Below are 12,311 nucleotides of genomic sequence, written 5' to 3'. Positions count from 1 at the left end.
AAACCCTGTAAGGCTTTGATTTATAAACGGCGATCTGCCCGCATCCTGCCGAAATTGTCGGCGGCAATCACGGGGTGGCGGTCAAGAAAGCTCTCGAAATGCACCACGCAACTGTCATGATCTGCCAAAACCACGGCATATTGCCCTGGTCCTTCCAACCGCTCCTGCGGGGTGGCATGGCCGGGCAGGTTGACGCTGACATTGTAGTGCCCGCCTGCAAGAGTCGTGAAAGGCACGCCGTGCCAGATACCTGTCGTGGTGATATGCACATGTCCCGCAATCACCTGCCGGATATCGGGATGACTGCGCAGCACATCCACAAGGCCTGCACCGTCGCGCAGGATGATGCTGTCGACGGGCATCGCCAGCGGCAGAACGTGATGATGCACGATCACGATCACGGGCCGGTCGCGCGCCTCGTCCAGCCGCGCTTGCAACCAGTCCTGCCTTGTCTGGCAGATCACACCCTCAACGACTCCCGGTTCGGTGCTGTCCAGCAGGACAATCCGGTGGCCCTTGATGTCGATAACCTTTTGCACATGCCCGTTCTCATCGGCATGAGCCTGTCCGAACACGTCCAGAAACACAGGCCGGTCATCGTGATTGCCCAGCATCAGATGGGATTCGATCACCAGTGGCGCGATGATGTCGCGCAGGCGCGTATAGGCTGCGGCTTCGCCCAGATCGGCCAGATCGCCTGCCAGAATGCACAGATCGGCGTCAGCATGATGGGTGTTGACGCTGTCCACTGCTGCTTGCAACCGCGCCGCGGTGTCCAGCGTGTTCGATACCTCGCCCTGCGGCACAATATGCAGGTCAGACATGATGACCAGCTTGAGCGATCCGGTCACTGTCCCAGCCCCATCTCTTCGAGAGTGGCCATCGACGCGCCAATCCCCGCTTTGTCGCGCAGTTCGAGGATCAGGCGCGGCTTGACCTGCAGTGCGGCGATAGCGCGGAAGACGGCGTGCCAGCGGATCGTACCCTCTCCGATGGCCCAGTGGCGGTCGGCATAGCCTTCGGCATCTTGCAAATGGATATGGTCCAGCAGATCGCCCGCTGCGGTCACGAAGTAATCCACGGGCGGTGCGCCATTGCTGCCATGGGCATAGTGCGCGTGGCCTGTGTCGATCGACAGCTTCAGCGCAGGTGACGCGAAGCTTTCCACCAACCGTTTGCGATCAAGCGGGTCGATATCCTCGATATTCTCCATCACCAGTGTCACGCCCTGATCTGCAGCCCGTTTGACGGCAGCACCGATACAGGCATGGACATTGTCCATCAGGTTGCGGCGGTTTTCGGGGTAGTTGTCGATATTGTTGTAATCCCATGTCGTATAGGGCGAGTGGATGACCATCTGGGTTGCACCCAGAGCGGCGCAGATACCCAGCCCCTGATCCATGCGCCGGGCGACGATCTTTTGCACATCGGGGTCCGAGGTGCCGATTGTGAAACCCCAGAACGGCCCGTGAATGCCCAGACGCCCCGAATATCCATCCAGCAGCTTGAGGGTATGCGCGGCTTCGGCGCTCCAGTCACCGTCCAGAACAGCGGCTGTGTGGAAAGCCTGCAATTCAAGGTCGCGGTTCTTGTCAAGAATCCAGTCGCGCCAGGTTTCAAGTCCGGCAGTTCCAAGGGCTGCACCGATGACGGGAAGTGACATGTTGTCTCCTTTGATCGCATGTTCCGGGGCAGCGGTAGGCAGCGGACATGAACAAGACGTGACACTGCGATGATGGTTTGTTGACGGGGCTTGTTCGCGTCAGGTGTGCGGTCCGACAGGGTGGCCATCGTTCAGCCCCATGTGATCGCAAGGGTCGCCGCTTTCTCTGGCCCTTCGTGTTGTGATGTGAAATACCTGTGCGCGATCAAGGCAGAGGGACCACATGAGCGATTTCGACTATGATCTGTTCGTCATTGGTGGCGGTTCTGGCGGTGTACGCGCGGCGCGTGTGGCCGCTCAGCGCGGTGTGCGCGTGGCGCTGGCCGAGGAAGACCGCTATGGTGGCACCTGCGTGATCCGTGGCTGCGTGCCTAAAAAGCTGATGGTGTTTGCCAGCGAATACGCCGGTGTCGTCGACGAGGCGCGGGCCTATGGCTGGGATTTGCAGGCGGGGGCGTTTGACTGGACGAAGTTCCGCACCAGCCTGCATGCCGAACTGGACCGTCTGGAAGGCATCTATCGCAACCTGCTGAAATCCAACGGTGTCGAGACCTTTGATACCCGTGCTACATTGGTCGATCCGCATACCGTGGAACTGGCCGATGGACGCCGCAAGACCGCCAAGCATATCCTGCTCGCCATGGGCGGGCGACCCGTCAAACCCGAGATGCCGGGGGCGGAACTGGCGATCACCTCGAACGATATCTTCCATCTGGACGCGCTGCCCAAATCCATGCTGATCATCGGCGGTGGATATATCGCATGTGAATTCGCCTGTATCCTCAACGGACTGGGTGTCGAGGTCACGCAATATTACCGCGGCGCGCAGGTCCTGCGCGGATTCGATGACGAGGCGCGCGGCCTTGTTGCCGAGGAAATGCAGCAAAATGGCATCAGGCTGCATCTTGGCACCAATATCCTGTCGCTGGAACGTGACAAGTCGGGCCTGCGGGTCAAAGCTACCAACGGGGATGAAGAACTGTTCGATCAGGTGATGTTCGCCACAGGTCGTGCCCCCAATACCGAAAACATGGGGCTCGAGGCGCTGGGCCTTGAACTGGGCCGCAACGGGCAGGTTCTGGTCGACAAGTATTCGCAATCCGCTGTCCCGTCGATCTATGCGGTGGGCGATGTGACCGACCGGGTGAACCTGACGCCTGTCGCGATCCGCGAGGGGATGGCCTTTGTCGAGACAGTGTTCGGCGGCAATCCGACACCCGTGGATCACGACCTGATCCCGACCGCCATTTTTACACAACCCGAAATGGGCACCATTGGCCTGTCCGAAGAAGCCGCCCGCGACATCGAACCGGTCGAGATCTACTGCACTTCCTTCAAGCCGATGCAGACAGCCTTTGCGGGCAGCAAGCAGCGTGTGCTGATGAAACTGGTTGTCAGCCAGGCGACACGACGGGTAATGGGCTGTCATATCGTCGCGCCCGGAGCGGGTGAAATGATCCAGCTTGCAGGCATTGCGATCAAGATGGGGGCAACAAAAGAGGATTTTGACCGTACGGTTGCCGTTCATCCCACCATGTCGGAAGAGATCGTGACCATGAAATCACCGGTCCGCACGGCTTGAAATTTCGCGCCGGCCTCACAGGTAAGGGGCAGGTATTTAGAACCGTTGAAAAGAAGACAACTAGGGGAACACAGGTAAATGGCTGGAAATTCGGGCGGCCCATGGGGCGGCGGCGGCGGCAACAAAGGCGGCGACGATGATCGTCGCAACAATGGTGGTGGACGACGCCCCAGCGATGAAGGCGGGCCGCAAATCCCCGAAATCGACGAGCTTATGCGCAAGGGTCAGGAACAATTGCGCGTCCTGATGGGCGGTCGCGGCGGCCGGAACGGTCAGGGTGGCGGTTCGGGTGACGGGGGATCGCGCGGTCCGCTCTTCACACGCTCTACCGTTGGTCTGGGAATTCTGGCGGCTATCGGCCTTTGGGCATTCTCAAGTTTCTACACAGTGCGTCCCGAAGAACAATCGGTCGAGCTGTTTCTGGGCGAGTTCTACAAGATCGGTAATCCCGGTCTGAACTTCGCACCTTGGCCTCTGGTGACCGCCGAAGTTGTGAATGTCACCTCGGAACGGACCGAAAGCATCGGGATGTCGCGCGGCGGGCAGGAAGCTGGCCTGATGCTGACCACGGATGCCAATATCGTCGACATCAACTTCCAGGTGGTCTGGAACATCAACGATCCGTCGCAGGTTTTGTTCAACATCCGCGATCCGCAACTGACGGTTCAGGCCGTGTCTGAATCCGTGATGCGCGAGATCATCGCGGCGTCGACCCTTGCACCGATCCTCAACCGTGACCGTGGTCTGATCGCCGATACAGCGATGCAGAACATTCAGGCCACGATGGATCAGTACCAGAGCGGGATCACGATTGTCCGTGTCAACCTCGACAAGGCCGACCCGCCCGCCGAGGTGATCGACAGCTTCCGTGAAGTGCAGGCCGCCGAGCAGGAGCGTGACCGTCTGCAGCGTCAGGCCGATGCCTATGCCAACCGCGTTCTGGCGGAAGCCCGTGGTGAGGCTGCGCAGATTCTGGAGCAGGCCGAAGGCTATCGCGCACAGGTCGTCAACAACGCTCTGGGTGAGGCAAGCCGCTTCAGTTCGGTTCTGGCTGAATATGAAAAAGCCGAAGATGTGACCCGCAGCCGTCTGTACATCGAAACCATGGAGCGGGTGATGAGCCAGATCGACAAGACGATTCTGGACAACTCGATCATCGGCAGCGAGGGCGGGCAGGGTGTCGTACCCTATCTGCCGTTGAACGAATTGCGGCGTTCCGCACCTGCAACACAGGGGAATTGAGATTATGCGTAAGACAACATTTCTTCTTCCCATCCTCGTGGTTGTGATCGCCACAGCGCTATCCTCGATTTTTGTCGTCGATGAACGTGAAAAGGCGCTGGTCCTGCAATTTGGCCAGATCAAGGCCGTCAAGGAAGAGCCCGGTCTGGCCTTCAAGATCCCGTTGATCCAGGAAGTCGTGCGCTATGACGACCGTATCCTGTCGCTCGACACCGATACGATCGAGGTGACACCATCCGATGACCGTCGTCTGGTTGTCGATGCCTTCGCGCGCTACCGTATCGCTGATGTGGTGCAGTTCCGGCAGGCCGTGGGCGTCGGCGGTCTGCGCGCCGCCGAGGATCGTCTGTCGTCGATCCTGAATGCACAGATCCGTGAGGTGCTGGGTGCCGATCAGGTGACGTCGGATACAATTCTGTCCGAGGATCGCCGCATCCTGATGAACCGTATCCGCGATCAGGCGCAGACATCCGCGCGTGGTCTTGGTCTGGACGTGGTCGATGTGCGGCTCAAGCAGACCAACCTGCCATCCCAGAACCTTGACGCTACCTTTGCGCGGATGCGGGCAGAACGGGAACGCGAGGCCGCAGACGAGATCGCACGCGGTAACGAGGCCGCGCAACGTGTCCGCGCCCTGGCCGATCGTACCGTGGTCGAAACCCTGTCCGAGTCCGAGCGTGAAGCCCAGATCACGCGTGGTGAGGCAGATGCCGAGCGCAACGCGATTCTGGCCGAAGCATTTGGGGCAAACCAGGAATTCTTCACATTCTACCGCTCGATGCAGGCCTATGAGGCGGCATTGCAGGGGGGGAATTCCTCGATGGTAATGACGCCTGATAGCCAGTTCTTCGATTACCTGCGCTCGGATCGCCCCAACGCGGACCGCCAGTAATGATCGAAACGGCGCTTCTGGCCCTCGGGCTGGTGCTGATTGTGGAGGGGCTGGCCTATGCGCTGGCCCCTTCGCTTATCGAGACCCTGCTTGCGGCGCTGCGGGAAATCCCCGAACCTGCACGCCGGACACTCGGCTTATTGGCGATCCTGGCAGGGGTTGCCTTTGTCTGGCTGGCGAAATTGTTGGGGGCATGAAGTGCCGCCCGCCCGATCCGCTGCTATCACACCCTCTTGAGCGAACGGATCGGGACTTTGCGTTGCCTGTCGCGCATACTACATAATTGGTCCGAGGATGACGCGGCGTGCCGTGATGCAACAACGCTTGGCAGACACGCTGGAGCAAGAAAGGAGTTACGGGAGTGAAAAACGCAATTGTTTTGATCCCTGATCAACGGTCAGGCACGATGAGGGCCTTCTGGACGGGATTGATCGCCAGCGCGATGATGCTGCTGATGGCAGTTCAGGTGCAGGCGCGTCCCGAGAGTTTTGCTGATCTGGCCGACAAGATCAGCCCTGCGGTGGTCAATATTACAACGTCAACCACGGTGGCGGGCCGGACCGGTCCCAACCCGATTGTCCCCGAAGGCAGCCCTTTCGAGGAATTTTTCCGCGAGTTTCAGGACCGCAACGCACCTCCGGGCAACCGTCCGCGGCGGTCTTCCGCCTTGGGGTCGGGCTTTGTAATCTCCGAGGATGGTTTTATCGTCACCAATAACCACGTGATTGAAAGCGCCGACGAGATCACCATCGAGTTTTTCTCGGGCAAGACACTGATCGCCGAGGTGGTTGGAACCGATCCGAACACCGACATTGCGCTACTGAAAGTCGAAGCGGACGAACCTTTGCCTTTCGTGAAATTCGGCGATAGCGATACAGCCCGTGTCGGTGACTGGGTTGTCGCGATGGGTAACCCGCTGGGGCAGGGTTTCTCGGTCAGTGCGGGTATCGTGTCGGCCCGCAACCGTGCCTTGTCGGGCAGCTATGACGATTATATCCAGACCGATGCTGCCATCAATCGCGGCAACTCGGGCGGTCCGCTGTTCAATCTGGATGGCGATGTTGTGGGCGTGAATACCGCGATCCTGTCCCCCAACGGGGGCTCGATCGGGATCGGCTTTTCGATGGCCTCGAACGTGGTGACACGCGTTGTTGACCAGTTGCAGGAGTTCGGGGAGACCCGTCGCGGCTGGCTTGGTGTGCGTATTCAGGACGTGACCGAGGATGTAGCCGAGGCAATGGGGCTTGAGGAAACGGCCGGTGCTCTGGTCACCGACGTACCCGAAGGCCCCGGCAAGGAAGCGGGCATCCTGCAAGGTGACGTGATCCTGTCCTTCGATGGTCGCGAAGTGGCAGACACTCGCGCGCTCGTGCGTCAGGTCGGCAATACCGAGGTTGGTAAGGCCGTGCGCGTTCTGGTCTGGCGGGAAGGGGAAACCCAGAACCTGCTGGTCACTCTTGGTCGCCGTGAAGAGGCCGAAGGCGCGATTCCTGCCGCGCAACCGGGTGAAGACGCCCCGGAAGAGCCGACCCAGATGATGGGGCTGACCCTTCAACCGGTCACAGATGAGTTGCGGACTGAATTGGAACTGCCTGCCGGTTCCACAGGTCTGGTTGTGGTGGATGTGGACGAAACCACCGAAGCCTACGAGAAGGGCCTGCGCGCAGGCGATCTGATCACGGAAGCTGGCCAGCAGAAGGTCGAGACCGCAAGCGATCTGACGTCCCGCGTGGAAGAGGCCCGCGAGGCAGGGCGCAAGTCGCTTCTGCTGCTGGTGCGCCGCGGTGGAGATCCCCGTTTTGTGGCACTGACACTGGAGTGATCGGCAGTTCAGTTTGAGCTAAAAAAAGAGCGTCCCGAGGGGCGCTCTTTTTTGTTGCAGAGGATTGCATCACCTCGTTAAATGTTATGTAATAACATAACATATAGAGAGTGCCATGTCAGCGATGCATTCACGTCTGCCCGTTACCGTCCTGTCCGGCTTTTTGGGGGCGGGTAAGACTACCCTTCTGAACGCCGTTCTGAACAATCGTGATGGGCGGCGGGTGGCCGTGATCGTCAATGACATGGCCGAGGTGAATATTGACGCAGATCTCGTCCGCGAAAGCGCGACCCTGTCCCAAACCGAGGAAACGCTGGTGGAAATGTCCAACGGCTGCATTTGTTGCACCCTGCGCGACGACCTGCTGAAAGAGGTCCGTCGCCTGTCCGAAGAAGGGCGCTTTGACTATCTGCTGATCGAGTCCACCGGCGTGTCGGAACCTTTGCCCGTCGCCACAACCTTTGAATTCCGTGACGAGGATGGCGACAGCCTGTCTGATGTGGCGCGGCTGGATACGATGGTGACTGTCGTGGATGCGGTCAACCTGCTGCAGGATTATGCCAGCCATGATTTCCTGTCCGACCGTGGCGAGGTCGCAGGCGAGGGGGATGCGGGCACGCTGGTGCATCTGCTGACCGACCAGATCGAATTCGCCGATGTGATCATCCTCAACAAGATCACCGATGCCGGACCTGACCGCACAGATGCCGCGCGCAAGATCATCCGCGCGCTGAACCCCGATGCCTGCCTGATCGAGACCGATTATTGCCGCGTTGATCCCGCCGCGATTCTTGACACCGGCCTGTTTGATTTCGACACCGCCCACGAACACCCGATGTGGGCGAAAGAGCTTTACGGCTTTGTCGATCATGTGCCTGAAACAGCCGAATACGGCGTGACGCATTTCACCTACCGCGCGCGGCGACCCTTCCATCCGGCGCGGCTGCACAGGGTGCTCAATGGGGATCTGCCCGGCGTGATCCGCGCCAAGGGGCATTTCTGGCTGGCCTCGCGCCCCGACTGGGTGGCCGAATTCAGCCTTGCCGGTGCGCTGAGTGGAGTCACACCGCTGGGCACATGGTGGGCGGCGGTGCCGCGCAATCGCTGGCCGGACAATCAGGCCTCGCGCGAATATGCGCAACGTCACTGGGTCGCGCCTTGGGGCGACCGCCGGCAGGAGTTGGTCTTCATCGGATCGGGCATGGACGAGGCCGCGATCCGCGCGGCGCTGGATGCCTGCCTGCTGGGGCAGGATGCAACGGGGCTTGAGCCGGAATGGTCGGATCTGGATGATCCGTTCCCCCACTGGCGGCGACAGCAACCGGCGTGAGGTGACGACCCTATGCCCGCCAATCTCTCCAGCGCGCTGTGCCGGCGCCGCAAGGCGCGGTCTGGGCGCGATCCGATGACGGAATTCGACAGGCTGCCCGCCGATCTGCGGCGCTGGCTGTCAACCGCCGCCCTGCCATGGAGCCCGCGCTCAGCCCTCCGCGCCTATCAGCGCGCATTATCCAAGGCTCGCGCCCCGCAAGAGGCGCTGGCAATGCTGGATGCGTTGCAAGCCAAAAGACTGGCCCGTGATGGTCTGGCACCGCGATTTTCGCGCTAGTCCGCCTCAGCCATCTTCCAGCTGATCCAGTGGAGTGGCCAGCAGGCCAAGGGCGCGGGCGGCGGCCAGTGACAGGATCGGGCTTTGCAATCCGGTGGCGGACTGGTAGCGGCCCACGGCCTCGCTGGTGGCGGCGTCGATACGGCCTGTGACAGGCCCCTGATAGACGTTGCGCACCGCAAGGGCGCGTTGTAGCGAGGCGATCACCTCGGGCGTCATGTCATCGGGGCAGGGGGTTTCGAACCACGTCACCTCGCGCTCGGTCACGATGCGCTGGCGTGTCTCGGTACGAAAGATCGCCTGTGTCGCGACACCGCCATCGGCGGCCAGCTTGGCAGGCGCAACCAGCACCTGTTCGGTCACGGTCTCGATCAGGGCGGGGCTGACGATTTTGCCCCAGCATGTCCCCGCAGGCGCGCCGGACGGTGTGTCCATCATGCTGCCGACCAGCGCATCGGCGGGATTGCCGGATGAAGCGGTTACGCAGGCTGACAGGGCAAGGACCGGCATGATCAGGCAAAAGGCGTGGTACGGTCGGATCATTGGGAATTTATCTGCTCTGCTGCTCGGGTCTGTGCACCGGCGTGGTTTCCGGCGTCAGATCCGGCAGATGCAATCTAGCGGCTTTTGTATCCTGCGCAAACGATCTTGGCAAAGGCCCGCCGTTGCAGTTTCCGCTCTAGTCCCCTCGGGCTTTCAGGCCGTTCTGGTCCGGTTTAGCGCTGCATCCCCCTGCACCAACAGGTCCAGCATATCCGAGATATCCTCGATATGTTCGGCGATCAGATGGGTCACGCCGCCCTCGTGCTGCAAGCGTCCGGTCACGCGCAACAAGCGTCCCGCGATGATGGCGCGGCGGAACACCTCGTAGAGTTTGCGCCAGACGATCACGTTGATCACCCCTGTCTCATCCTCAAGCGTCAGGAAGATCACGCCCTTGGCCGTTCCGGGACGCTGGCGCAGGATCACCAGCCCCGCGACGGTGACGCGGGCCCCCGTGCTGACAGGACCCAGCGCTGCCGCAGGGATGCAGGCGGGGGCGTGTTTTTGTGCGGGGGCAGGCGGGGATGCGGGCATGAGAACAATATAGGAACATCTGTGGCGTGCCGCAAGTCGCGATCACACGCCGCACACAGTGCCAAGAAAACTGCACAAAAGGGACTGGAACGCCCCGCGATGCTTCTCTAGGTAAGGAAGGAACAGGATACCAACCGGAGTCTGCACAGACATGGCGAAAATCACCTATATCGAGCATAACGGAACCGAACATGTGGTCGACGTCCCCAACGGGTTGACCGTGATGGAAGGCGCACGCGACAACAACATTCCGGGGATCGAGGCCGATTGCGGCGGCGCTTGCGCCTGCTCGACCTGCCATGTCTATATCCATCCCGACTGGGTCGAAAAGCTGCCTGCCAAGGATGACATGGAAGAGGACATGCTTGATTTCGCCTATCAGCCCGACACGGCCCGCTCGCGCCTGACCTGCCAGATCAAGGTGACGGATGCGCTGGAGGGGCTGGTTGTCCAGATGCCGGAAAAGCAGATCTGATCCAGTCAAAGCTGGCCTCGCGCGCGAGCAATGGCGCGCGAGGCCGCAATCTGCCCCGTACCGGACTAGCGGCCTAGGCCTGCTCCAGTTCCGCGATCAGTTCGGCCGGTGAGCGGCGTGTCACTCCTCGACCGGGCGCATAGCTGCGGATCATGGCCAGACCCAGCAGGCCGATCAGGGCCACGGGGATCGACCAGTTCATCCATGCCATGATGTCCTGTCGCGTCGCCAGCGCCAATCCAGATGCCACGACAGCGCCTGCGAGCAGAACCACCCCGCCCAGCCGCAGCCATGCCGCCATCGTCGCTGTAGGCCCGCTGACCACATCCAGTTCCGGTTGCACGGCCATCAACGCGCGCAACACATCGCTGACGCAAGCGCGGAAGGCCATATCATCGGGGCCGCCCAGCAACGCGCGGCGATAGAGATGCTGCCGGATCGCGCGGCGCTGCCTGCCGTCATCCAGTTCCAACACGCGGGTCAGGCTTTGCCCTGCCCGCGATGCGGTCCAACGCGCGGTCTGCACCGTCGCAAGCTCAATTTGCCAGAGCGTGCCGCCCTTGGCATCCTCGCATTTCAGCGCGCCATCTGCCAGAATATAGGTCAGTGGCGGTTTGATAAGCGCGGGCTTGACCGCGTGGCGGCGCGCTTTTCTCACAGCGCCCGCCAACCGATATCCCCGCGGCAGAACCCGCCGGACCAGTCGATCGCATCCACCATGCTGTAAGCGCGCGTTTGCGCCTCGGCCAGTGTGGAACCCCGCGCGGTGACGTTTAGAACGCGCCCGCCATTGGCCACGAACTGCCCTTTCTCGCGGGCGGTGCCTGCGTGAAAGCACATGTGGAAACTGTCGGCGGGCAGTGTATCCAGCCCACTGATCACGCTGCCCTTGGCATAGTCGCCGGGATAGCCGTTGGCGGCCATCACCACGGTCAGCGCATGGTCATCGGCCCAATGCACCTGCGCTTCCGCCAGCTTGCCTTCGGCGCAGGCCAGCATCAGGTCCAGTGCCTGTGCGCCCAAGCGCATCATCAGCACCTGACATTCGGGATCACCGAAGCGCACGTTATATTCCACCAGACGCGGCTGTCCGTCCTTGATCATCAGCCCTGCGTATAGCACCCCCTGATAGGGCATCCCGCGCCGCGTCATCTCGGCCATGCAGGGTTTGACGATTCGCTCCATCGCCACTGCGGCAATGTCATCCGACAGCACGGGGGCAGGGGAATAGGCCCCCATACCGCCCGTATTCGGCCCTGTATCGCCATCGCCGACCCGCTTGTGATCCTGCGCCGTGCCGATCGCCAGCACATCCTTGCCATCGCAGAGCACGAAGAACGACGCCTCCTCGCCCTCCATAAACTCCTCGATCACCACTTCCGCCCCGGCCGCGCCGAATTCGCCGCCGAACATGTCATCGACAGCGGCCAGCGCCTCGGCTTCGGACATGGCGACGATCACGCCTTTGCCTGCGGCCAGACCATCGGCCTTGACCACGATCGGCGCGCCATGCGCCCTGATATGGGCGCGGGCCGCATCCGCATCGGTGAAATGGCCGTAGCCGGCTGTCGGCGCACCGACTGCGGCGCAGATTTCCTTGGTGAAGGCTTTGGACGCTTCAAGCTGTGCTGCGGCCTGTGAGGGGCCGAACACCATGAAACCGGCCTCGCGCAGGCGGTCGCTGATACCAGCGGCAAGCGGTGCTTCCGGTCCGACGATGATGAAATCAATGGCATTCTCGTCGCAGAAATTCACCACCGATGCGCCGTTCAATATGTCTAGCGCCGCGCATTCCGCGATCTGCGCGATGCCCGCATTCCCCGGTGCTACGATCAGCTTGTCGCATTTGGGGTTCTGCATCACAGCCCAGGCCAGCGCATGCTCGCGCCCGCCGCCACCGAGGATCAGGATATTCATGGCGCTCTCCCGCTTGGCCTTTATCGACACCC

The 12,311-nt window shown here is 61.3% G+C and carries 14 protein-coding genes; 8 read left to right on the top strand and 6 right to left on the bottom strand.

Translation table 11 applies throughout. The features are described 5' to 3' along the window. Nucleotides 1–20 precede the first annotated feature (20 nt). Nucleotides 21–824 (bottom strand): phosphodiesterase, encoded by an 804-nt coding sequence (locus K7H22_RS07625; protein ID WP_230800136.1) that lies wholly within the window; start codon nt 822–824, stop codon nt 21–23. 23 nt (nt 825–847) lie between these two features. Further along, nucleotides 848–1,663: a sugar phosphate isomerase/epimerase family protein gene (locus tag K7H22_RS07620; RefSeq protein WP_230800135.1), complete on the bottom strand. Its 816-nt coding sequence runs from the start codon at nt 1,661–1,663 to the stop codon at nt 848–850. 223 nt (nt 1,664–1,886) lie between these two features. Here K7H22_RS07620 and gor point away from each other — a divergent pair, with 223 nt between their 5' ends. The 7 genes from gor to K7H22_RS07585 all read left to right on the top strand — a co-directional run bounded on the left by gor (nt 1,887) and on the right by K7H22_RS07585 (nt 8,810). Beyond that, nucleotides 1,887–3,245: a glutathione-disulfide reductase gene (gor, locus tag K7H22_RS07615; protein WP_230800134.1), complete on the top strand. Its 1,359-nt coding sequence runs from the start codon at nt 1,887–1,889 to the stop codon at nt 3,243–3,245. A gap of 78 nt (nt 3,246–3,323) precedes the next feature. After that, complete coding sequence (gene hflK, locus K7H22_RS07610) at nt 3,324–4,487, top strand: FtsH protease activity modulator HflK (protein ID WP_230800133.1); 1,164 nt, start codon at nt 3,324–3,326, stop codon at nt 4,485–4,487. 4 nt (nt 4,488–4,491) lie between these two features. Next, nucleotides 4,492–5,379, top strand: a complete 888-nt coding sequence (hflC, locus tag K7H22_RS07605) for a protease modulator HflC (RefSeq protein WP_230800132.1) — start codon at nt 4,492–4,494, stop codon at nt 5,377–5,379. Next, nucleotides 5,379–5,576, top strand: coding sequence for a DUF2065 domain-containing protein (locus K7H22_RS07600; RefSeq protein ID WP_230800131.1), 198 nt, complete (start codon nt 5,379–5,381; stop codon nt 5,574–5,576). Before hflC ends, K7H22_RS07600 begins: the two co-directional genes overlap by 1 nt. Nucleotides 5,577–5,821: 245 nt before the next feature. Continuing rightward, nucleotides 5,822–7,201, top strand: coding sequence for a Do family serine endopeptidase (locus K7H22_RS07595; RefSeq protein WP_230800273.1), 1,380 nt, complete (start codon nt 5,822–5,824; stop codon nt 7,199–7,201). Nucleotides 7,202–7,316: 115 nt separating this feature from the next. Next, complete coding sequence (locus K7H22_RS07590; protein ID WP_230800130.1) at nt 7,317–8,531, top strand: GTP-binding protein; 1,215 nt, start codon at nt 7,317–7,319, stop codon at nt 8,529–8,531. 12 nt (nt 8,532–8,543) lie between these two features. Continuing rightward, entirely contained in the window at nt 8,544–8,810 is a 267-nt protein-coding gene (locus K7H22_RS07585; protein ID WP_230800129.1) for a DUF6525 family protein, read from the top strand. Between the two features lie 6 nt (nt 8,811–8,816). Here the strand turns inward: K7H22_RS07585 and K7H22_RS07580 are convergent, their stop codons facing one another. Continuing rightward, entirely contained in the window at nt 8,817–9,353 is a 537-nt protein-coding gene (locus tag K7H22_RS07580) for a peptidoglycan-binding domain-containing protein (protein WP_230800128.1), read from the bottom strand. 153 nt (nt 9,354–9,506) lie between these two features. Continuing rightward, nucleotides 9,507–9,887: an OB-fold nucleic acid binding domain-containing protein gene (locus K7H22_RS07575; protein ID WP_230800127.1), complete on the bottom strand. Its 381-nt coding sequence runs from the start codon at nt 9,885–9,887 to the stop codon at nt 9,507–9,509. 151 nt (nt 9,888–10,038) lie between these two features. Between K7H22_RS07575 and K7H22_RS07570 the strand changes: the two genes are divergently transcribed. Then, nucleotides 10,039–10,362, top strand: a complete 324-nt coding sequence (locus tag K7H22_RS07570) for a 2Fe-2S iron-sulfur cluster-binding protein (protein ID WP_230800126.1) — start codon at nt 10,039–10,041, stop codon at nt 10,360–10,362. Between the two features lie 73 nt (nt 10,363–10,435). Here K7H22_RS07570 and K7H22_RS07565 read toward each other — a convergent pair whose 3' ends face one another. Both K7H22_RS07565 and purD read right to left on the bottom strand, forming a co-directional pair. Next, nucleotides 10,436–11,020, bottom strand: a complete 585-nt coding sequence (locus tag K7H22_RS07565) for a hypothetical protein (protein ID WP_230800125.1) — start codon at nt 11,018–11,020, stop codon at nt 10,436–10,438. Then, nucleotides 11,017–12,279, bottom strand: a complete 1,263-nt coding sequence (purD, locus tag K7H22_RS07560) for a phosphoribosylamine--glycine ligase (RefSeq protein WP_230800124.1) — start codon at nt 12,277–12,279, stop codon at nt 11,017–11,019. The genes K7H22_RS07565 and purD overlap by 4 nt, the downstream gene beginning before the upstream one ends. Between the last annotated feature and the right edge of the window lie 32 nt (nt 12,280–12,311).

This window comes from Seohaeicola saemankumensis, assembly GCF_021021435.1.
In the GTDB taxonomy this organism is placed as follows: domain Bacteria; phylum Pseudomonadota; class Alphaproteobacteria; order Rhodobacterales; family Rhodobacteraceae; genus Seohaeicola.
This window is presented reverse-complemented; position numbering and strand designations above follow the sequence as displayed.